We start from the raw sequence: 21,101 nt of genomic DNA on the forward strand, positions 1-21,101 counted from the left end.
GTGCCGAGATTTCCGGAGGTAGGCGCCCATGCTCGAGGACGTGCTCGGTCTGTCCCGCTCAGCAGCGCTCGCCTACCGCGAGCTCGTGTCCGCCCCTTCGCTCGACGCCACGGAGCTCGGAGCCCGCATGGGTCTCGAGCCGCACGAGGCCGCCCTCGTCCTGCGCGACCTCGAGGACAGCGGCCTCGTCGCCCGCCAGACGGTCGACGCCGCCCGGTTCGCCGCGGCGCCGCCCGAGATCGCGCTCGGTGCCATGCTCGCCCGCCGCAGCGACGAGATCCGTGACGCCCGCGTCGAGCTCACCCGCCTGGAGGAGCTGTACCGCAGCTCGGCCGCCACACGCCGGCCCACCGACGTGCTCGACGTCGTGCACGGCGCCGAGGCCGTGCGGCAACGGTTCGAGCAGCTGCAGCTCGGCGCCCAGGAACGCGTCGACGCGTTCGTGCGCCCCCCGGTGCTCGCGGTGGGCACCGGCGAGACGTCGGCCGAGGACGAGGCCGTCTCCCGTGGCGTGCACTACCGGGTGCTGCTCGACCGCCGCCTGCTCGACTCCGGCCAGATCACCCTCAACGCCGCGATCGAGGCGGTGGCGGGCGGGGAGGACGTGCGGGTCGCCGACGCCCTGCCCGTGAAGATGCTCATCATCGACCGCCGCCTGGCCTACGTGCCCCTCGCCAGCCACGACCCCGAGGGGCAGGACGAGGCGGTCGGCGCCCTGGTGGTGCACGGCGGTGCGCTGCTCGACGCCCTGGTCACCCTCTTCGACACCACCTGGCGCCACGCCATGCCCGTGGTGGCCGAACCGCGCATCCCCGGCAGCGGGGACGGCCGCATCGACGAGACGGACGCGCGCATCCTCGCGCTGCTGCTCTCCGGCACCACGGACCAGGCGGTGGCCAACCAGCTCGCCCTGTCGCTGCGCACGGTGCAGCGGCGCGTGCGGGCCCTCATGGACGTGGCGGGCGTGGACACGCGCATCCAGCTCGGCTGGCACGCCGCACGCCACGACTGGGTCTGACCCCGGAGAGACGGACGTGGCCCGCACCTGTGCGGTGCGGGCCACGTCCCGTCAGGGATGCCGTCCGCCGGCAGGTCGCCTCAGAGCGGGGTGACCGTGCCCGTGAAGTGCCTCGTGCGCCGGCCGGAGTTCCAGCCCAGGTAGGTGAACCCGGGGGGCTTGGCGCCGTCGAGCGCTCCCTCGGTCGCGTCCACCGGGGTGATCGCCACGTCGACCGTGCCGGGCAGCAGCACCGGCCTGGCGAACTCGACGGTCCACCGGTACGTCGCCCCGCGGGCCGGTCCCACCTCGGCCAGCGCCCGTGCGGCGGTGTACATGCCGTGGGCGATGGCGCGCGGGAACCCGAACGCCTTGGCCGACAGGGTGGACATGTGGATCGGGTTGCGGTCACCCGAGATGGCGCCGTAGGCCCGCCCGGTGCCGGCGGGCAGCACCCACCGGCCGGTGGGCAGCGGCGGCACCCAGGCGCCCTCCGGCTCCCGGTCGCCCTCGGCACCCGAGCCCGTGCCAGAGACGGCACCCGAGGAACCCTGCGCCGCTCCTGGCGCGTCCGGGACCTGGAACCCCTTGGCGAGATAGGTGGAGACGCCGCGCCAGGCCAGCACCGGCTCGGCCGCCGACGGGTCCTCGACGCGCACCTCGGCCACGAGGTCCACCTGGACGCCGCGGCGGTGCGGGCGCAGGTTCTCCGCCCACGCGCGGACCTCCAGGCGCTCCCCGAGCACGACGGGCCGCGTCAGCGACACGTCGTTCGCCAGGTGCACCATGCCGAGCAGCGGCAGCGGGAAGTCCCCGCGCACCATCACGGCGGTGGCCAGCGGGAACGCCAGCACGTGCAGGAACCCCGCCGGCAGGGAGTCCGACCCGGGCTCGTGCAGCAGCCGCTGGTAGTCGCGCAGGTGCTCGCCCATGCGGGCCGTCTCCACGCCCGCGACCCGGTAGGCGACCCGGGGGAGGGCGATCACGCCCTCCGAGGCTGCCGGCCCGCCGCCGATCCCGGGGATCGCCGGCAGCGCGCGGCCCGCCGCGATACGGCCCGACGACGCCGCGCCGCGTGCGTAGAGGCCGCCGAGGCCGGGCAGCGCCGGCAGCGTCTCGACGTCGAGGTCCCCGCCGTCCGTCGCGGTCACCACGGCCGTCACCGGCCCACCATGTTCTGGCCGCACACCCGCAGCGTCTGCCCGTTGACGCCCACGGCGGCGGGCGAGGCGAGGAACGCGATCGCCTCAGCCACGTCGACCGGTTCCCCGCCCTGCAGCAGCGAGGACAGGCGGCGCGCCACCTGCCGGGTCGCGAACGGGATGTGCTTGGTCATGTCGGTCTCGATGAACCCGGGAGCCACCGCGTTGGCGGTGCCCCCGGTCGCGGCCAGCAGCGGGCCGGTGGCCGCGGTGTGCCCGACGACGCCGGCCTTGGTGAAGGCGTAGTTCGTCTGACCGCGGTTGCCGGCGATGCCTGACGTCGAGGCCAGCGACACGATGCGCAGCCCCGCGACGTCGCCACGCTCGGCGGCCTCCAGGAGCTGGGCGTTGATGCGCAGCTGGGAGGCCACGTTGACGGCCACCACGGAGTCCCAGCGGGCGGCGTCCATGTTGGCCAGCAGCTTGTCGCGGGTGATGCCGGCGTTGTGCACCACGATGTCCAGGCGGCCGTGCCGCTGACGGGCGTGCTCGATGATGCGGGTGCCGGCGTCGGCTGCCGTGACGTCGAGCTGCAGGGCGGTGCCCCGCACCTGGTTGGCGGTGCGGGCCAGGCCGTCGCCGGCCGCGGGCACGTCGACGCACACCACGGTGGCGCCGTCGCGGGCGAGCGTCTTGGCGATGGCGGCGCCGATGCCGCGGGCGGCGCCGGTCACCACGGCCACCTTGCCGGCCAGCGGGCGCTCCCAGTCGGGCTCGCCCGCGACGTCGGCAGGGCCGACGGGCAGCATCTGGCCGTCCACGTACGCGGACTTCGCGGACAGGAAGAACCGCAGCGTGGCCTGGACGGACAGGTGGTCGACGCCGACGCCGTCGGTGAGGACCACGCCGTTGCCCGTGGCTCCCGCGCGCAGCTCCTTGGCCACCGAGCGCAGGAAACCGTCGACGCCGCTCCGGACGGCGGCCAGCTCGGGGCCGTCGGCGGGGGTGAGGGCGCGCGAGACCGTCACCACGCGCCCGCTGGGTGCCAGGCGCTTGAGGGCGGGGCCGACGGCGAGCACGGCGCCCGAGGCGTCCTCGGGCCGGGCCGTCTCGGTGAGGACCAGCACGACGGCGCCCCAGCGGGCGTCGTCCGCGGCGTCGCGGCGCACGTCCAGGTCCCACCCCAGGAGGGTGCGGGCCAGGGTGTCGGCGTCGGCCTTGGAGGCGTCGTCGGACACCACCAGGACGGGACCCACGGTGAGCGGGGCGCCGGGCTTGTACCGGCGCAGCAGCGCCGGTCGGGGCAGGCCGAGCTTCTTCGCCAGGGTCTTGGTCAGGCCGGTGTTGACGGCCCGGGTGTACGCGTCAGTCATCTCTTCTCCTTGCGAGGCCTCGGTGCCTCAGGCCGACTCGATGATCGCGGTGGCGCCCAGACCGCCGGCGGCGCAGACCGAGATCAGGGCACGGACCGGCTTGCCCGTCTCGGCGGCGCGCTGGGACACCAGCTTGGCCGCCGAGGCCAGGATGCGCCCGCCGGTGGCCGCGAAGGGGTGCCCGGCTGCGAGCGAGGAGCCGTTGACGTTGACCTTGGAGCGGTCGACCTTGCCGAGCGCGCCGTCGAGGCCCAGCTCGGTGCGGCAGTACTCGTCGTCCTCCCACGCGGCGAGCGTGGTGAGCACCGTGGAGGCGAACGCCTCGTGGATCTCGAACAGGTCGATGTCGTCGAGCGTCAGGCCGTTGCGGGCCAGGAGGCGGGGCACGGCGTGCACGGGGGCCATGAGCAGGCCCTCGTGGCCGTGGACGAAGTCGACGGCGGCGGTCTCGGCGTCCACGAACCGGGCCAGGACGGGCAGGTCGTGGTTCTCGGCCCACTCGCGGGAGGCGAGCAGCACGGCGGAGGCGCCGTCGGTCAGGGGGGTGGAGTTGCCGGCCGTCATGGTGGGCTCGGCGGGCACGTCCGCAGTGGCCAGGTGCTTGCCGAAGACGGGCTTGAGCTTGGCGAGCTTCTCCATGGAGGTGTCGGCGCGCAGGTTGTCGTCGCGCGTCAGGCCGCGGAACGGGGTGACCAGGTCGTCGAAGAACCCGGCCTCCCACGCCTTGGCGAGGTTCTTGTGGCTGGCGAGCGCGATCTCGTCCTGCGCCTCGCGGGTGATGCCCCAGCGTGCGGTGGTGATGGCCTGGTGCTCGCCCATCGACAGGCCGGTGCGCGGCTCGTCGGTGGCGGGGCTGAGGGGCTTGAGGTCGCCGGGGCGCACCTTGGCGAGCGCCTTGAGCCGCTGCTGGAGCGTCTTGGCGTGCGAGGCGTCGAGCAGGGCGCGGCGCAGGCCCTCGCTCACGGCGATGGGGGCGTCGGAGACGGTGTCCGTGCCGCCGGCGATGCCGGACTCGATCTGGCCCAGCCGGATCTTGTTCGAGACGGCGATGGCTGCCTCGAGGCCCGTGGCGCACGCCTGCTGGAGGTCGTAGGCCGGGGTCTGGGGAGACAGGGAAGAGCCGAGCACGCACTCGCGGATCAGGTTGAAGTCGCGAGAGTGCTTGAGGACGGCGCCGCCGACGACCTCGCCCAGGCGCTCGCCCTGGAGGCCGAACCGGGCGACGAGGCCCTCGAGGGCGGCGGTGAACATCTCCTGGTTGGAGGCGTCGGCGTACTTCTTGCCGGCCCGGGAGAAGGGGATGCGGTTGCCGCCGACGACGACGGCGTCGCGCAGGGCGGGCGCGTCCGGCGTGCTGGGGGTGGTCCGGGCGCTGGTCCCGGTGGTCTTGGCCGCGGAGGCCGTGGAGCGTGTGGCCACTTCGTCGTTCCTTCGCTCGAGGGGCTCGGGTCGGTTCTTGCTCGCGAGGCTCGTGACTCGTCGATCGTCCTGCGGTGCCCTGAGGCGGGGCAACTCGTTGTGACGTGCAACTCACAGTACCTGATACTCTCGGTCTCGTGAGCCTGATCACAGGGGAGCGGCGATGGCGGCGATGACACGGGACCTGGACGGGCGCTCGACGCGGTGGGACGACCACCGTGCGGCGCGCCGGCGCGAGCTGGTGAACGCGGCCCGCAAGGCGGTGCACCGGTCGGGCCCCGGCGTCTCCATGGACGAGATCGCCGCGGCCGCCGGGACGTCCAAGTCGATCGTCTACCGCTACTTCGAGGACAAGGCCGGCCTGCGCCTGGCCGTCTCCTCGGCCGTCGTGGCCGACATGCACGACGCGCTCGCCCGGGCCGCGACCGAGGCCCCGAGCCCCCTGGCCGCCCTGCGAGCCATGGTGCGCGTCTACCTCGAGATGATCGAGCACTCCCCGCACGTGTACTGGTTCGTCACGCGCACCTCGATCGCCGGCGTCGAGCCCGCCGAGGGCCCCGACGCCCGGCCCGGCGCGGTGGGCACCCCCGACACCCCGCTGAGCGCCTACCTCGACTCGGTCATCGAGCTGGTCGCCGAGCCCTTCGCGCAGGTCGCCGACGTCTCGACCGACGCGGCTGCGGCGTGGGCCGCCGGTGCCGTCGGGTTCGTCCGAGGCTCCGGCGAGTGGTGGCTGGCCCGCCGCGAGGCCGGTGCCACCACGCTCGACCGCGAGGAGCTCACCGAGCAGGTGACCCTCTGGTTGTGGAAGGGCCCCGTCGGGGTGCTGCAGGGCCACGGCCAGCCCGACGACGCTCACGACCCCCGCCCGATCCCTCAGGAGACCGCCGGCGCCGCTGCCGGCGACCACGGAAGCACGGAGAACAAGCGATGACGACCACCTCCGACCGCACCGCCGAGCCCGCGGGCGCCACCGGCGCCCCCGAGCCCGTCGAGGCCACGCCCGCCGCCGACGTCGCCACGACGACGGCGCCGCACGACGTCCCGGCCTCCGGTGCCCCGGCGCGCCCCGCCGTGCGCCCCACGACCGCGGCGTCCGGCGAGCAGGAGCCCGGACCGCGCGTGGACGTGCCGGCGCTGCACGACGTGCTGCTGGGCCGCTGGCCGCAGTGGCGTGCCAAGGCCCGCGAGCGCGCCACTGACCCGACCTTCTGGAAGGACGAGTCCCTGTCGATGGACGAGCACCGCGAGCGGGTGCTCGAGCAGATGCGGCTCCTGGCGTCCGAGCCGGACCACCAGACCTGGCTGGCGTTCCCCGAGCGCCTGGGCGGAGGCGACTCGCCGGGCGCGAACCTCGCCGGCTTCGAGGAGCTGACGCTCGCCGACCCGTCGCTGCAGATCAAGGCGGGCGTGCAGTGGGGCCTGTTCGCCTCCGCGATCCTCCACCTGGGCACCCCGGAGCAGCAGGACCGCCTCCTCCCGGCGGCGATGGACCTGTCGGTGCCGGGCGCGTTCGCGATGACCGAGACCGGCCACGGCTCCGACGTCGCCTCGATCGGCACCACGGCGACGTACGACCCGCAGACGCAGGAGTTCGTCATCCACACGCCGTTCCGCGCCGCGTGGAAGGACTACCTGGGCAACGCGGCGGTGCACGCCACGGCGGCCACCGTGTTCGCCCAGCTCGTCACCGGCGGCGTCAACTACGGCGTGCACTGCTTCTACGTGCCGATCCGTGACCCGAAGACGATGGAGTTCCTGCCCGGCGTGGGCGGGGAGGACGACGGCCTCAAGGGCGGCCTGCGCGGTGTGGACAACGGCCGCCTGCACTTCACGCAGGTGCGCATCCCCCGCACGGACCTGCTGGCCCGCTACGGCCAGGTGGCCCCCGACGGCACCTACACGTCGTCGATCGACAGCCCCGGCCGCCGGTTCTTCACGATGCTCGGCGCGCTCGTGCAGGGGCGCGTCTCGCTCGACGGTGCGGCGATCACGGCCTCCAAGGTGGGCCTGGCCATCGCCACCCGCTACGGGGCCGAGCGCCGCCAGTTCACCGGCGCCTCGCCCGTCGACGAGATCGTGCTGCTCGACTACGCCACCCACCGCCGTCGTCTCTTCCCGCGCATCGCCGAGACGTACGCGATGCACTTCGCGCACGACCGCCTGCTCGACCTGTTCGACGACGTCTTCAGCGGCCGCTCGGACACCCCGGAGAGCCGCGAGGACCTGGAGACGATGGCGGCGGCGCTCAAGGCGACGTCCACCGACTTCGTGCTCAAGACGCTCCAGGAGTGCCGCGAGGCGTGCGGCGGTGCGGGCTTCCTCACCGAGAACCGCATCACGAGCCTGCGGGCCGACCTCGACGTGTACGCCACGTTCGAGGGGGACAACACGATCCTCCTGCAGCTGGTGGCCAAGCGGCTGGTGAGCGACTACGGCAAGGCGCTCGGCAAGCAGGTCAAGACCGGTCAGGGCATGGCCCGGTTCGTGGTGGACCAGGCCGTCGACAAGCTGCTGCACCGCACCCCCCTGCGGCGCGCCGCGCAGACGCTCACGGACGTGGCGACCCGTTCCGGCGGCCGCCTCGACACCGCGACGCAGCGCGAGCTGCTCAGCGACCGCGTGGCCACCAAGGTGGAGGAGGTCGCCCTGGCGCTGCGGCCGGCGCAGAAGGCGTCGCCGGAGCGCGCCCAGGAGATCTTCGACGACCACCAGGTGGCGCTGATCGACGCGGCACGCTCGCACGCCGAGCTGGTGCGGTGGGAGCTGTTCACCGAGGCGCTCGGCAAGATCGAGGACGCCGAGACCCGCCGGGTGCTGCGCTGGGTGCGCGACCTGTACGCCCTGACCGTCATCGAGCGTGACCTGGCGTGGTTCCTGCTCAACGGTCGCCTCTCGGCGCAGCGCGGACGCGCCGTGACGGCCGAGATCGACGCGCTCCTGCGCCGTCTGCGCCCGCACGTGCTCGACCTCGTCGACGCCTGGGGCCTGGGGCCGGACCACCTGCGCGCGAAGATCGCGACGGGGGCGGAGAAGGAGCGTCAGGACGAGGCGCGGGCCTACTACGCGCGGCAGCGTGCGGAGGGCACCGCCCCGGTGAGCGAGAAGGCGCTGCGGCGACGTACCGCCTGACGTGACACGACGAGGCCCCGGGCGGCAACGCCCGGGGCCTCGTCGTGCCGGCGACGGCGGTCGCTCAGGCGGCCGCCGGCGTGGTCAGGGGCTCGTCGTCGTCGGCGTCCGCTCCGACGCCGGGGACCGGGGCGGGGGCCAGGCCGGGAGCGGCATCCGGAGCGGTGCCGGCCGGCGTCGCAGGCGCCTCCAGGGGAACGCCGGCGGCTCCGGTCTCCGCTGCCTGCGCCGCCGCGGCGCCCGTCGTCGCGGCGTCCGCCGCCTCGGCGTCTGCCGGGGGGACGGTGGGGGTGACGGGCACCCCGAGCGTGACGGTGCTGGCGGTCTGCGTCTGCGGCGCCGGGGTCAGCCAGCCGAGCACGACGGCGGCCACGACCCCCACGAGCGCGGCGGCGACGGCGAGCGCCGTGCGGCCGGTGCCGAGGGCGAGTCCGAGCAGCGCTCCGTCCACCAGGGCGACCCCGGCTCCGGTCATCAGCACGGCCCTCATCCTCACGGCTCCCTTCGACGATCGTCCCCCACCATGGGACGACACCTGAGGGTCACCTGCATCCCGGGCGCGGCGTCGTGGCGCGCGTCACCCCGCTGCTCGGTGGCCTCGGTGGAGTGGGAGGGCGCGCCTCCGTGCCCGGGGGCCGCGGGTCAGTACCGGTGGTCCCAGCCGGACGGCTGCCAGGAGCCCGGGGCGGGGTCGGTGGGCGCCTGCTCCCACGGAGAGAGCTCGTGCACCTGGCTCCACGAGGGGCTGGCGGCGGTGGGGGAGGTGCGCAGGAGCTCCTGGTGCACCTCGCCGGCGAGGCGGAGGGCCAGCTCGAAGCGCACGGGTGTGCAGTTCTCGGCGCTGAGGCGGCCACCGAGGGCCGGGTGGGGCGAGAAGGCGAGCACCTCGTCCTCGCGGGGGCGCAGGCCGAGGCGGTGAGCCTCCAGGTAGATGTCCTCGAGGAGGATCTCCTCCCGCCCCTCGCGGGAGTCGAGCTCGGCGTAGAGGTCGACGGCGGTGGCCCAGCGCAGGGTCAGGGTGCCCTCGATGGTGTCGAGGAGCCACCAGCCCTCGAGGGACTCGAGGAAGACGTCGCCGAACGCCGTCGTGAATCGCGGCGTCTTGCCGTGGACCCCCAGCCACGACCACGACGCCAGCCCGAACGTGAAGGCGTCCGGGGTAAAGGTTCGAAGGATCTGCACATGCGCATCAAACCACCGTGTGATATTGGGCACGAGGCTGTTGTGACCCACGTCACAACAAGTCACCCGGGCCTGCGCCGCGAGACCAGCGCCGCTCCCGACCCCGCGCAGCGCCTGCACAGCGCCCGCACCGCCCGCGCTGCCCGCGCTGCCCCCACTGCCCCGACGGCGGTGCGGGGCGGTGCAACGCGGTGCCGGTGGCGGCTCAGGCAGGCACCGGCGGCGCGTGCCGGTCGTGACGACGGCGCGGTCGCACCGTCGTCACGGCCACCCCGAGCAGCAGCAGCACCCCGCCCGCCGCCTCGCCCACGGTCGGCACCTCGCGCTCCACCACCCAGGCAGCCGCCAGGCCCACCACCGGCACCAGCATGGTGAACGGCACCACGGACGACGCCGGGTATCGCGACAGCAGCATGTTCCACACGCCGTACCCGAACAGGCTCGCGAGCCACGCCGTGTAGAGCGTCGAGCCCACCGCGGTCCACCCCAGGTGCGCCAGCGCGTGACCCACCGCGTCCGGGCCGTCCAGCACCAGCGACAACGCCAGCATGGGCACCGGGACCACCAGCGCCGACCACACCGTCATCGACAGTCCCGCCAGCGCCGGCGACCCGGCGGGAGCCGCAGCCCGCCTCCGGCCCGCCGCCCGGCGCGCCACCACGTTGCCCGTCGCCCAGCTCGCCGAGGCCAGCACCGTCAGCAAGAACGCCCCCGCCGGCGTCGCCGCCCCACGCCCCAGCGCCACGACCACCAGCCCCGCCGCACCCAGCACCACGCCAGCCACCTGCGCCGCCGTCGGCACCTCCCGGAGCACCGCCAGCGCCAGCAGCACCGTGAAGGCCACCTGCGCCTGCAGCACCAGCGACGCCAACCCTGGCGGCATGCCCAGCGCCAGAGCGGTGTACAGCAGGCCGAACTGGCCCAGGCTCATGAACGCGCCCACGGCCACGACGTCGCGCCACCGTGCTGCCGGCCGCGGGACCAGGAAGATCGCGGGCAGCAGCACCACCACGAACCGGATCGCCACGAACAGAGCAGGTGGCACCTCGGCCACCCCGTGGTCGATCGCCAGGAAGTTGAGGCCCCACACCACCGTGACCAGCGTGGCGAGGAGGCTGTGACGCAGGGGCACGGGCACATCCTGCCGCGCCCGGCACGGCCGCCGTGGTGCGGGTCACGGACCGGACGGCGCTCGCGGGCCTACGCTCGCGCGGTGACAGCCTCCGCCCCGTCCACGAACGGGCCCGCCCACGATCCTGCGACGCCTCCCGTCACGGCGGCCACGCGGCGCCGCTCCATGCTCGCCTCCGCCGTCGGGAACGGCCTCGAGTGGTTCGACTGGAACATCTACGTGGTGTTCACGCCGTTCCTCACGGCTGCTCTCTTCGCGTCCGAGGACCCGGCCTCGTCCCTGCTCCAGGTGCTGGCGATCTTCGGCGTCGGCTTCGTGTTCCGCCCTGTCGGCGGCGTGCTCGCCGGGTACCTCGCGGACCGGCACGGGCGCCGCACCGTCATGATCGCCACCATGCTGACGATGTCGGCGGCGTCCCTGCTCATCGCGCTGACGCCGTCGTTCACCACGGCGGGCGTCTGGGCGTCGGTCATGCTGCTCGTCGCCCGCCTGGTCCAGGGCCTGGCGCACGGCGCCGAGTCCACGGCGGGGTACGCCTACATCGCCGAGATCGCCCCGGCTGCGCGGCGCGGGTTCTTCTCCTCCACCCTGTCCACGGGGGTGCTCGTGGGCTCCATGCTCGCCTCCGCGCTCGGCTGGGGCCTGACCGCCGCCCTGCCGGCCGAGGCGATGGCGGAGTGGGGGTGGCGGGTGCCGTTCCTGCTCGGGGCGGCGCTGTCCGTCGTCGTGATGTTCCTGCGCCGGCGCATGATGGAGTCGGAGGCCGTGGCGCACATCGCCGCCTCGGACGACGCTCCTGCGACGCCGGAGGTGCGCCGGGGCGTCTTCTGGTCCGGGTTCCGCATCTTCTGGTTCGTCGCCGCGATCTCCGTCGTGTTCTACACGTGGCTCACCTCGGCCTCCACCCTCGCCCAGACCCAGCACGGCATGGACGCGTCCGCGGCGTTCCGTTCCTCGCTCGTGGCACAGGCCGTGTGCGTCTGCCTGATGCCGGTGGCCGGGATCGTGTCCGACCGGATCGGGCGCAAGCCCGTCACGCTTACGTTCGCCCTGGGGTTCGTGGTGCTGTCCTTCCCGCTCATGGGGATGATCTCCGCCGAGCCGTGGACCCTCCTGGTCGCCCAGACGGTCGCGCTCGTGTTCGTCGCGATGGGCAACTCGATGTACTCCGCGCTGCTGTCCGAGCAGCTGCCCACCCGCTACCGCGCCCGCACCATCGGCATCGCCAACTCCCTGAGCGTCGCGATCTTCGGCGGCACCGCGCTCTACCTCAACCAGTGGCTGCACGGCATGGGCATGCAGTGGGCGTTCACCCTCTACTTCGTGCTCGTGTGCCTGGCCGCGGCGGTGGCCGTCTGGTTCATGCCGGAGCGCAAGGGGGTCGAGCTGCACGCCGTCTGACGTGGGTGAATGTCGGCACGTGTCAGCCGGCACGCTCACCCCGTCGCCCCGCGCGCCGATGTTGAAGAGGCAAACATCGCCGCACCGGAAGGCAGCCCCCTCGCATGCGCACCCTGCCCGGCCTCGGCCGAACGCCTCGTCTCGGCCGACTGCGCAGCCCTGGCCGACTGCGCAGCCTCGGCGGGCTGCGCCGTTCCGGCGGCTCCGGCCGCCCGGGCCGCCCGGCGGGTCTCGGTCGGCTGCTCGGCAGGGGCCTGCCCGGTCTCGGCCGGTCCCTGCGGGCCCAGCTGTCGGTGGGCGGCGTGGGCGCCGTCGTGGTCACCGCCGTCGTGGTCACCACGGTGGGCGGGTGGCAGGTGTCCACCCTGGCTGCCGACGCCGGCCAGGACGTCGCCGACCTCGTGCGGCACGACCTCGAGGGAACGGTCGACCGGTCGGTCGCGCTCGTCGACACCCAGGCGATGACCGTCGAGGAGCGTCTCGCCACCGAGGTGCGCGTGGCGCAGGCGATCCTGGAGGCCAGCGGCCCGCTGAGCTTCGGCGAACCCGTCGAGTGGGCGGCCGCGAGCCAGCTCGACGGGTCGCAGACCACCGTCGAGCTGCCGGCCCTGCTCCTGGGCGGCGAGCCTCTCGGCCGCAACACGGCCCCCGACGTGGCCTCGCCGGTGGTCGACGAGGTGGCCGCCATGCTCGGCTCCGAGGCGACGATCTTCCAGCGCATGAACCGCGAGGGCGACATGCTGCGGGTGGCCACCACCGTCGAGGACGGGCAGGGTCGCCGTGCCATCGGCACCTACATCCCGTCCCAGGTCGCGGGCGGTGGCGCCAACTCCGTGGTCGCGGCAGCGCTGGCGGGCAGGACGTACTACGGCATCGCCCCCGTGCTCGGGGAGCCGTACGCGAGCGCCTACGTGCCGCTCGTCGTGGACGAGCAGGTCGTCGGCATGATGTTCGTCGGCACGCCGCAGTCCGAGATCGACGGGCCGGTGCGCAAGGCGATCGCCAAGTCGGTGGTGGCCGATTCCGGGTACGTCACCGTCGTCGCCGACGACGGCTCCTGGGTGGTGCCGCCGCCCGGCGGTACCGACGGGCTGGGCAACGTCGCCGCCCGGCTCGTGACCGCGGGGTCGCAGTCGGTCCACTCCGTCGAGCTCGGCGTCGACCTGCCGGACGGCCCGGCGACGGTGCTCGCGCAGCGGTACAAGCCGTGGGGCTGGACGGTGGCGGCGTGGGTGCCCGACGCCGAGCTGCACGCCGCGGAGAAGGAGCTGGCCGCGGGGGCGCGGCGCCTGGTGTGGACGCAGCTCGGCGTGGGCGTGCTCGTCGCGCTCGTCGTCGCCGCGGGGGTCGTCTGGACCTCCGGTCGCATCGTGCGGCGCGTCCAGCGGCTCACCGGGGCGCTGCGCCGTGTGGCCGGCCGCGACCTGTCGGTCGACGTGCGCGGCGAGGGCGCCGACGAGATCGGCGTCATGGGCAACGCGCTGGGGGAGGCGATCCGGGCGATGCGCGCCGCGCTGCACCAGATGCGGCGGGGCGCCGAGGCCGCTCGCCGCACCGCCGAGCGGCTGTCCTCCTCGAGCGGCGAGCTGGAGGAGGCCGCCGGGCACACCTCCGCCAGTGCCCAGCAGGCGGCCGCCAGCGCCGGCGTCGTCAGCGACGAGGTCCAGGCCGTCACCGCCGCGATGACGGAGATGCGCACCACCATCGAGGCGGTGGCCCGGGACGTCGGCGACGCGTCGGAGCAGGCCGCGCAGGCCGTGGGCGTCACCACGGAGGCGGCCGAGGTGGCCGTGCGCCTGCGCGAGTCCTCCTCCCAGATCGCCTCGGTGCTCAAGGTGGTGACCCAGATCGCCGCGCAGACCAACCTCCTGGCCCTCAACGCGACGATCGAGGCCGCCCGGGCCGGTGAGGCCGGCAAGGGCTTCGCGGTCGTCGCGGGCGAGGTCAAGGACCTCGCCCAGCAGACCACCACCGCCATCGGGGAGATCGGGCCCGTGCTCGAGGCGGTCTCGCGCGACGCCACCGACGTCGGCCGTGCCATCGAGCGTCTCGCAGAGCAGATCGCCGCTGTGGACGAGCGGCAGTCGTCCATCGCCGCCGTCGTGGAGGAGCAGGCCACCACGACGTCCGACGTCGAGCGCAACCTGCTCGTGGCGGCCGGCACGTCCAGCGAGATCGCCCAGAGCGCCGCCCTCGTGGCGCGCTCGGCCGAGCAGTCGCAGTCCGGTGCTCTCGAGGTCCGCGGTGCGGTGGACGAGCTCACCGAGGTGTCGGAGGCGCTGCACGGAGAGGTCGAGGGCTTCCTGCTGGGTGTCGAGGCGGTGCTGCCCCGGAGCGAGGCCGCGCCGGAGTCGGACTCCGAGGCCGAGGCCGAACCCGCCGAGGCCGAACCCGCCGAGGTCGAGGACGCGGGGGCGGCGGGCCCCGCCGTCGTGCACGCCGACGACGCGGCCGCTGACGACCACGCCCTGTCCCACGGCACCGGTGGCGACGGCGAGGACCTCCGCACGGACGACGCCACCGCCGAGCTCGACGCGGCCGCCGACGGCGCGGAGGACCTCCTGGGCGCCGGGGGCGACGGCGGCCCCGAGCCGGAGGCCGCGGAACAGGCCGACGGGGCGGGCGCGGGACCGGGGACCTCCCAGCGGGACGCGCAGCGCGAGGCAGCGCAGGACGCCGGGCACGGGGCAGAGCGGGACGCCCGGGACGACGGCGCTGAGCAGGGCGAGGACCGGGACCGGCCGGAGGCGTAGCTCCCGCTGGTTTCCTGAGCAACAGTTCAGCGGAACTGGAACGTGAGCAGGGAACGTACCGTGATGCGTTCTGCCCCTTGTGTCCGTTTCACCCTCTCGGGTTCCATGAGGGCGGGCGTCAGCGCGTCGAGGCGGTCGCCGAGGTGCGACCACCGTCGTGCGCGCCGTCGCCGAGCCGTACCTGCCCTGCAGCTCCGCAGGGCAGGAGGAACCGTCCGCGAGGGAGCATCCCGATGCGTACCCATCAACGAGCCCGCACCACCTCCGCCCTGATCACGCTGGCGCTCGCCCTGACCGCCGTCGTGACCGGTGGCGTCGGCACCGCCGCGGCCGCCCCCGACCCGGGGCCCCGCACCACGGCGGCCACCCTGGTCTGGTCCGACGAGTTCGACGGACCCGCTGGCGCCGCCCCGAACGCCGCGTACTGGAACCACGAGACCGGCAACCACGGGTGGGGCAACAACGAGCTGCAGAACTACACGAACAGCCGCGCCAACTCCGCCCTGGACGGCAACGGCAACCTGGTCATCACCGCGCGCCGCGAGGCGGACGGGAGCTACACCTCCGCGCGCATGACCACGCAGGGCAAGGTCCAGCCCCAGTTCGGGCGCATCGAGTCGCGCATCAAGATCCCCCGCGGCCAGGGCATCTGGCCGGCGTTCTGGATGCTCGGGTCGGGCTTCCCGCAGACGCAGTGGCCGGACTCGGGCGAGATCGACATCATGGAGAACGTGGGCTTCGAGCCCCACATGGTGCACGGCAGCCTGCACGGCCCGGGCTACTCGGGCGGCAACCCGCTCACGGGTTCCTACATGCACCCGCAGGGCTGGTCGTTCGCCGACGACTTCCACACCTTCGCGGTCGACTGGTCGCCGGGCTCCATCACCTGGTCCGTGAACGGTGTGGCCTACCAGACGATCACGCGCAACGACACGCGCGGGAACCCCTGGGTGTTCGACCAGCCGTTCTTCATGATCCTCAACGTGGCGGTCGGCGGGCAGTGGCCCGGCTACCCGGACGGCAGCACCCAGTTCCCGCAGCAGATGCTCGTCGACTATGTGCGCGTCTACTCCCAGGACGGCACCGGCAGCGGTGGCGGCGGCGAGCGCGCCGGCACCATCACGGCGAGCAACGGCATCTGCCTCGACGTCGCGGGTGCCGCGCAGGCCAACGGCACGCCGATCCAGCTCGCCTGGTGCAACGGCAACCAGGCGCAGCGGTGGACCGTCGCGCAGGACGGCTCGCTGCGTGCGTTCGGCAAGTGCCTCGACGTGGCCGACGGCGCCACGGCCGCCGGCAGCCGCGTGCAGCTGTGGGACTGCAACGGCTCCGGTGCCCAGCGCTGGACGCACGTGAACGGCAGCCAGGCGCTGCGCAACCCGCAGTCCGGGCGCTGCCTGCAGCCCGTCGGGCGCGCGCAGAACGACGGCACCCGCCTGGAGATCGCCGACTGCGACGGCAGCTCGGTCCAGAGGTGGATCCTGCCGTGAGGTGACGGCATGACGGCATGACGGCATGACGGTGTGACACGGGGTGGTCGGCGACGCCGGCCACCCCGTGCGCGCCTGCCTGACCAGGCTGCGGCGGCTGGGTGAAGACTGAGGGTCCACCGGACGTCGATCGTGCGATCCCCTAGGATCCCGCGTGTCGTCGAGGATCTGGAGGGCACGAGGCATGGCGAGGCGAAGGACGCGCGCGGGCGCGGCGGTCGGCGCCGCGGTGACCGTGGCGCTGCTGGCGGGGTGCACCGGTGCTGGTGGCGCCGCCGAGGTGGACCCGCCGTCGGCCGCCCAGGAGGCTGACGGCGACGCCGGTGGAGCGTCTGCCGACGTCATCACCGTGGAGGGGCCCGACCCTGACGACGTGATCGCCGACGGGACGTTCACCGTGCCGGGCTCCCGGGACGATCAGGTCCGCGTCGGCATCCAGCGCCTGGCGGTCGAGGGCGACGTCATGAACCTGCGCCTGGTGCTCACCCCGCTGTATGACAACGACGGCAGCGCGGTCTCGGTGTTCCAGATGTTCGACCAGACGATCGGCATCGTCCTGATCGACCGCGAGAACCTGAAGGAGTACCGGGCGGTGCACTGGACGGCGGGCACCTGGTCCACCGACGCGGTGCACGCCAAGGCGTTCGAGGGCGAGTCGGTCGGTTACCAGACCTGGTTCGCGGCACCGGTGGACGACATCGACACCATCGACGTGCAGCTGCACGCGTCCTGGCCGGTGTTCGAGGACGTGCCGATCGTGCGGGAGGACTGACGTGCGAGGCCGTCGTCGTGCGCTCGTGCCGGGCGGGTTGACGCTGCTGCTGGTCTCCGGGGCCGCCCTGCCCGCACAGGCGGACGAGCCGGGCTACGTCTGGCAGACCCTCGCCGAGGTCGCCGAGGAGCTCGGGCTGCCGGACCAGGCACCGAGCTCCCGGGCGATCGCCGAGTCCGTCCGCGGCTACTCGGCCCAGGACACGGTCCGCGAGTACTCCTTCAAGAACACGGTCCGCGGGCTCGAGACCGTGGAGGAAGAGGCCGGCGAGACCGTCGTGACGCTGGCCGGTGACATCCTGTTCGCGTCCTCGAGCGCGGACCTCTCGCCGGCAGCGGTGGCCAAGATCGGCGAGCTCGTGGTCCCGGTGCCCCAGGGCGCGGCGCTCGCCGTCCACGGCCACACCGACACCGTGGACGAGGACGCGTTCAACCAGGAGCTGTCCGAGCGCCGGGCACGCTCGGTGGCCGAAGCCGTCGCCCAGGCCCGGCCCGACCTGGTGCTCGACGTCCAAGGGTTCGGCGAGACGCGCCTGAAGGTGCCGGAGACCGGGGACGACGTCGCGGCTGCTCGGGCGGAGAACCGACGGGTCGAGCTGCGGTACGCCGGCTGACGCGCGGCCGCGTGCCGCCGTCTACCGGCGCGACGCGTGCGGCGGAGCTCGGTCACGGCGCCGGTAGACTGGCCGAGCCTCGCCCGGACCGATGCCGGATGCCGGCCCCGTTCCCGGGGCGGTGATCACCCGGTCCCGGGCACCTAGCGACCCGAGGGATCTTGATGACCGCCGCTGACCCGACCGTCCAGGCTGCTTCCCCCGCCCCCCGCCCGCGGCTCGACACCGTGGAGAACGCGGCCTCGACGCCGGACGAGACCCAGCCGTACGCCGAGCTCGGCCTCAAGCCGGACGAGTACGAGCGCATCCGCGAGATCCTGGGTCGCCGTCCCACGGCCGCAGAGCTGGCCATGTACTCGGTGATGTGGTCGGAGCACTGCTCCTACAAGTCCTCCAAGGTGCACCTGCGCAAGTTCGGCGAGCGGGTCACCGAGGAGATGAAGCAGCACCTGCTGGTCGGCATCGGGGAGAACGCCGGCGTCGTCGACATCGGTGACGGCTGGGCGGTGACGTTCAAGGTCGAGTCGCACAACCACCCGTCGTTCGTGGAGCCGTACCAGGGTGCTGCGACCGGTGTGGGCGGCATCGTGCGCGACATCATCTCGATGGGCGCCCGTCCCGTGGCCGTGATGGACCAGCTGCGTTTCGGCGCGGTGGACAACCCGGACACGGCCCGCGTGGTGCACGGCGTGGTGTCCGGCGTCGGTGGCTACGGCAACTCCCTGGGCCTGCCGAACGTCGGCGGCGAGCTCGTCTTCGACGCCTCGTACCAGGGCAACCCGCTGGTCAACGCGCTGTGCGTGGGTGTGCTGCGGCACGAGGACATCCACCTGGCCAACGCGTCGGGCGTGGGCAACAAGGTGATCCTGTTCGGTGCGCGCACCGGTGGCGACGGTATCGGCGGAGCGTCGATCCTCGCGTCGGAGACGTTCGAGGACGGCGTGCCCGCCAAGCGCCCGAGCGTGCAGGTGGGCGACCCGTTCATGGAGAAGGTGCTCATCGAGTGCTGCCTCGAGCTGTTCTCGGCGGACGTGGTCGAGGGCATCCAGGACCTGGGGGCGGCGGGCATCTCGTGCGCCACCTCGGAGCTGGCCTCCAACGGTGAGGGCGGCATGCACGTGGACCTGGACTCGGTGCTGCTGCGCGACCCGTCGCTCAACGCGGGCGAGATCCTCATGTCGGAGTCGCAGGAGCGCATGATGGCCGTGGTGCGGCCGGAGAAGCTCGAGGAGTTCCTGGCGATCACCGCCAAGTGGGACGTCGAGACGTCGGTGATCGGTGAGGTCAACGACTCCGGCCGCCTGACCATCGACCACCACGGGCAGCGCATCGTGGACGTGGACCCGCGCACGGTGGCGCACGAGGGCCCGGTCTACCACCGCCCGTACGCGCGCCCGGCGTGGCAGGACGAGCTCAACGCGTCGACGACGGCGAGCCTGGCCCGACCGGAGAGCGCGGACGAGCTGCGCGCCACCGCGCTGCGCCTGCTCGCCTCGCCCAACCTGGCCTCCAAGTCGTGGGTGACGGACCAGTACGACCGGTTCGTGCAGGGCAACACCGCCCTGGCCCAGCCCGACGACGGCGGTGTGGTGCGCGTGGACGAGTCCACGAACCTGGGCGTGGCCCTGGCCACGGACGCCAACGGCCGCTACGCCAAGCTGGACCCGCGGGCGGGTGCGGCGCTGGCGCTGGCCGAGGCGTACCGCAACGTGGCCGTCACCGGCGCCACCCCGATGGCCGTGACGGACTGCCTCAACTTCGGCTCGCCCGAGAACCCGGACTCGATGTGGCAGCTCGTCGAGGCCATCGAGGGCCTGGCCGACGCGTGCCAGGAGCTCGGCGTCCCGGTGACCGGCGGCAACGTGTCGCTCTACAACGAGACGGGCGAGCCCGGCCGCATCGACTCGGCCATCCACCCCACCCCGGTGGTGGGCGTGCTCGGCGTGCTGGACGACGTGCGCACCGCGACGGCGTCGGGCTGGCAGTCCGCCGGCCTCAGGGTGCTGCTGCTGGGTGCCACGGCCGACGAGCTCGACGGGTCGGCCTGGGCCGACGTCGAGCACCAGCACCTGGGCGGCCTTCCCCCGCGCGTGGACCTGGCCGCGGAGAAGGCCCTGGCGTCGGTGCTCGTCGCGGCCCGCGGCGACGGCCTGGCCGCCGCCGCGCACGACCTGTCCGAGGGCGGTCTCGCCCAGGCGCTGCTGGAGGCGTCCCTGCGCTTCGGTGTGGGCGTCCGCGTCTCGCTCGACGGTGTGACGCAGCGCGACGGCGTGAGCCCGTTCGTGGCGCTGTTCAGCGAGACGACGGCGCGTGCCCTGGTGGCCGTGGACCCGGCCCGCGAGGCTGAGCTGGTCGCGGCGGCCGAGGTGGCGGGCGTGCCCGTGGTGGCGCTGGGCGAGACCGGCGGGGACGCCGTCGTCGTCGAGTCGGCTGCAGGCGGGTTCGACATCGCGCTGGACGAGGCCCGCGAGGCGTTCGAGGGCACGCTGCCGCGCATCTTCGGCTGACGCGGCACGACCACGACCCGAGCCCTTCACCCTGCGCCTGCGGGGTGGAGGGCGCGAGTCGTCTGCGGTGCCAGAGCAGACCCGGAGCAGACCCGCGAGCTGCCCTGAGCACAGTCCTGGGCACAGCCGCCGACGGAGCGCCCGCCGCCCTACGGCACCAGCGCCCAGCCGAGCACCGCCTCGCCGAACGAGGGGCCGAACGCGGGGCTGTGGCTGCCGCCGTCCACCGTCCACAGCGCCACCCGGGAACCGTCCTCGCAGCCCTGCGTCCAGGTGGTCACCTGCGTCTCCGCGCCGGCCAGGCTCGTGTCGAGGTCGAGCGGGTCACCCGCCTGCTGGGCGGCCGGGTCGCACCCGTCGAGCGTCACCCAGGCGGCGACGCTGTCGGCGGCCGACGGGTAGCGGGCGCCCTCCGGCGGCAGCGTGCCGCCGGCGTAGAGGATCGTGTCGTCGGCGGTGCCGTGCACCTGCAGGACGGAGACGGGGCGGGACGGGGCGCACGCCCCGGCGTCGTCCGCCATCGCGCCGGCCACGGAGACCACGGCGCGGAACAGGTCGGCCTGCTCGCACGCGAGGCGGTAGGCCATGAAGCCGCCGTTGGAGTGGCCGACCGCCACCACGTTCCGGGGGTCGACGGCGTACCGCTCGCCGACGGTGGTGACGACGTCGGCGAGGTAGGAGGAGTCTCCCGGGGCGGCACCGAAGAAGTCGCAGCAGGCGTCGGTGGCGTCCCAGAAGCGCAGCCCCTGCTCGTCCTCGGTGCCCGCGGGGGAGACCACGAGGGCCCCCGCCTGCTGGGCGGCCGACCCGATGCCGCCGAGCTGCTCGACCCAGCGCGGCTGGGACCCGTAACCGTGCAGCAGGAGCACCAGCGGGGCGGGCTCCTGCGGGGTGTACGAGGCCGGTACCCGGATCGCGAACGGCCGGTCGGGGTGCGTGGCGGTGACCAGCTCCCCGTCCTCCCCGGGGGCGACGGGCGGCGGCAGCGTCGGCGTGGTGCCGAGCGTGCGCTGGGGGCCGGCCGGCCCAGCACCCTCGGTGCCGGTCGGCGCGGCGTGGTCGGGGCCGTTCGCGGGAGGCGCGGACGACGGCGGTCCAGGGCTGCAGGCGGCGAGCAGGGCGAGCACCACGATGGTGGCGAGCGTCAGGACACCCGGACGAGCCGTCATCCGACCATCCTCGGTCAGA

The 21,101-nt window shown here is 73.9% G+C and carries 16 protein-coding genes; 9 read left to right on the plus strand and 7 right to left on the minus strand.

Going from position 1 to position 21,101, the window contains the following annotated elements; translation table 11 throughout:
• Nucleotides 1-28 precede the first annotated feature (28 nt).
• The gene (locus tag DNL40_RS08450) at nucleotides 29-1,018 is read left to right on the plus strand and encodes a helix-turn-helix domain-containing protein (RefSeq protein ID WP_111250796.1); all 990 of its coding nucleotides are present in this window, start codon (nucleotides 29-31) and stop codon (nucleotides 1,016-1,018) included.
• Between the two features lie 80 nt (nucleotides 1,019-1,098).
• On the opposite strand, the gene DNL40_RS08455 is transcribed toward DNL40_RS08450, so the two are convergent.
• The 3 genes from DNL40_RS08455 to DNL40_RS08465 are packed head-to-tail and all read right to left on the minus strand — an operon-like array spanning nucleotide 1,099 to nucleotide 4,847.
• Nucleotides 1,099-2,160 (minus strand): MaoC family dehydratase, encoded by a 1,062-nt coding sequence (locus DNL40_RS08455; protein ID WP_111250797.1) that lies wholly within the window; start codon nucleotides 2,158-2,160, stop codon nucleotides 1,099-1,101.
• Nucleotides 2,157-3,512, minus strand: coding sequence for a 3-oxoacyl-ACP reductase (locus DNL40_RS08460; protein ID WP_111250798.1), 1,356 nt, complete (start codon nucleotides 3,510-3,512; stop codon nucleotides 2,157-2,159). Before DNL40_RS08460 ends, DNL40_RS08455 begins: the two co-directional genes overlap by 4 nt.
• Nucleotides 3,513-3,539: 27 nt before the next feature.
• Entirely contained in the window at nucleotides 3,540-4,847 is a 1,308-nt protein-coding gene (locus DNL40_RS08465; protein ID WP_245885789.1) for an acetyl-CoA C-acetyltransferase, read from the minus strand.
• 247 nt (nucleotides 4,848-5,094) lie between these two features.
• Between DNL40_RS08465 and DNL40_RS08470 the strand changes: the two genes are divergently transcribed.
• Both DNL40_RS08470 and DNL40_RS08475 read left to right on the plus strand, forming a co-directional pair.
• Nucleotides 5,095-5,865 carry a TetR family transcriptional regulator gene (locus DNL40_RS08470; RefSeq protein ID WP_342766636.1) on the plus strand — a complete coding sequence of 257 codons (771 nt, stop codon included), beginning with the start codon at nucleotides 5,095-5,097 and terminating at the stop codon, nucleotides 5,863-5,865.
• The gene (locus DNL40_RS08475; RefSeq protein WP_111250800.1) at nucleotides 5,862-8,063 is read left to right on the plus strand and encodes an acyl-CoA dehydrogenase family protein; all 2,202 of its coding nucleotides are present in this window, start codon (nucleotides 5,862-5,864) and stop codon (nucleotides 8,061-8,063) included. Before DNL40_RS08470 ends, DNL40_RS08475 begins: the two co-directional genes overlap by 4 nt.
• A gap of 64 nt (nucleotides 8,064-8,127) precedes the next feature.
• Here DNL40_RS08475 and DNL40_RS08480 read toward each other — a convergent pair whose 3' ends face one another.
• The 3 genes from DNL40_RS08480 to DNL40_RS08490 form a co-directional block, all read right to left on the minus strand.
• A complete protein-coding gene (locus DNL40_RS08480) occupies nucleotides 8,128-8,544 on the minus strand; it encodes a hypothetical protein (protein ID WP_111250801.1) in 417 nt (138 codons plus the stop codon).
• Between the two features lie 161 nt (nucleotides 8,545-8,705).
• A complete protein-coding gene (locus DNL40_RS08485; RefSeq protein WP_179951004.1) occupies nucleotides 8,706-9,245 on the minus strand; it encodes a hypothetical protein in 540 nt (179 codons plus the stop codon).
• A gap of 205 nt (nucleotides 9,246-9,450) precedes the next feature.
• Complete coding sequence (locus DNL40_RS08490) at nucleotides 9,451-10,377, minus strand: EamA family transporter (protein WP_111250802.1); 927 nt, start codon at nucleotides 10,375-10,377, stop codon at nucleotides 9,451-9,453.
• A gap of 81 nt (nucleotides 10,378-10,458) precedes the next feature.
• On the opposite strand from DNL40_RS08490, the gene DNL40_RS08495 reads away from it, so the two are divergent.
• The 6 genes from DNL40_RS08495 (at nucleotide 10,459) to purL (ending at nucleotide 19,913) form a co-directional block, all read left to right on the plus strand.
• Nucleotides 10,459-11,778: an MFS transporter gene (locus DNL40_RS08495; RefSeq protein WP_218926018.1), complete on the plus strand. Its 1,320-nt coding sequence runs from the start codon at nucleotides 10,459-10,461 to the stop codon at nucleotides 11,776-11,778.
• A gap of 104 nt (nucleotides 11,779-11,882) precedes the next feature.
• Complete coding sequence (locus tag DNL40_RS08500) at nucleotides 11,883-14,531, plus strand: methyl-accepting chemotaxis protein (RefSeq protein WP_111250804.1); 2,649 nt, start codon at nucleotides 11,883-11,885, stop codon at nucleotides 14,529-14,531.
• Nucleotides 14,532-14,764: 233 nt separating this feature from the next.
• On the plus strand, nucleotides 14,765-16,021 hold the full coding sequence (locus DNL40_RS08505; protein ID WP_111250805.1) for a glycoside hydrolase family 16 protein: 1,257 nt from the start codon (nucleotides 14,765-14,767) through the stop codon (nucleotides 16,019-16,021).
• A gap of 184 nt (nucleotides 16,022-16,205) precedes the next feature.
• The gene (locus DNL40_RS08510; RefSeq protein WP_146252055.1) at nucleotides 16,206-16,793 is read left to right on the plus strand and encodes a hypothetical protein; all 588 of its coding nucleotides are present in this window, start codon (nucleotides 16,206-16,208) and stop codon (nucleotides 16,791-16,793) included.
• A gap of 1 nt (nucleotide 16,794) precedes the next feature.
• A complete protein-coding gene (locus tag DNL40_RS16400; protein WP_179951005.1) occupies nucleotides 16,795-17,406 on the plus strand; it encodes an OmpA family protein in 612 nt (203 codons plus the stop codon).
• A 164-nt stretch (nucleotides 17,407-17,570) separates the two neighbouring features.
• A complete protein-coding gene (gene purL, locus DNL40_RS08525) occupies nucleotides 17,571-19,913 on the plus strand; it encodes a phosphoribosylformylglycinamidine synthase subunit PurL (RefSeq protein ID WP_111250809.1) in 2,343 nt (780 codons plus the stop codon).
• A gap of 149 nt (nucleotides 19,914-20,062) precedes the next feature.
• Here the strand turns inward: purL and DNL40_RS08530 are convergent, their stop codons facing one another.
• On the minus strand, nucleotides 20,063-21,082 hold the full coding sequence (locus DNL40_RS08530; protein ID WP_111250810.1) for a CE1 family esterase: 1,020 nt from the start codon (nucleotides 21,080-21,082) through the stop codon (nucleotides 20,063-20,065).
• Nucleotides 21,083-21,101 lie beyond the last annotated feature (19 nt).

The organism is Xylanimonas oleitrophica (assembly GCF_003244315.1).
In the GTDB taxonomy this organism is placed as follows: Bacteria; Actinomycetota; Actinomycetes; order Actinomycetales; family Cellulomonadaceae; genus Xylanimonas_A; species Xylanimonas_A oleitrophica.

Coding starts and splice junctions, on each gene's coding strand:
- DNL40_RS08450 (WP_111250796.1), top strand. CDS start 29: ATGCTCGAGGACGTGCTCGGTCTGTCCCGCTCAGCAGCGCTCGCCTAC.
- DNL40_RS08460 (WP_111250798.1), bottom strand. CDS start 3,512: ATGACTGACGCGTACACCCGGGCCGTCAACACCGGCCTGACCAAGACC.
- DNL40_RS08470 (WP_342766636.1), top strand. CDS start 5,095: ATGGCGGCGATGACACGGGACCTGGACGGGCGCTCGACGCGGTGGGAC.
- DNL40_RS08475 (WP_111250800.1), top strand. CDS start 5,862: ATGACGACCACCTCCGACCGCACCGCCGAGCCCGCGGGCGCCACCGGC.
- DNL40_RS08500 (WP_111250804.1), top strand. CDS start 11,883: ATGCGCACCCTGCCCGGCCTCGGCCGAACGCCTCGTCTCGGCCGACTG.
- DNL40_RS08505 (WP_111250805.1), top strand. CDS start 14,765: ATGCGTACCCATCAACGAGCCCGCACCACCTCCGCCCTGATCACGCTG.
- DNL40_RS08510 (WP_146252055.1), top strand. CDS start 16,206: ATGGCGAGGCGAAGGACGCGCGCGGGCGCGGCGGTCGGCGCCGCGGTG.
- purL (WP_111250809.1), top strand. CDS start 17,571: ATGACCGCCGCTGACCCGACCGTCCAGGCTGCTTCCCCCGCCCCCCGC.
- DNL40_RS08530 (WP_111250810.1), bottom strand. CDS start 21,082: ATGACGGCTCGTCCGGGTGTCCTGACGCTCGCCACCATCGTGGTGCTC.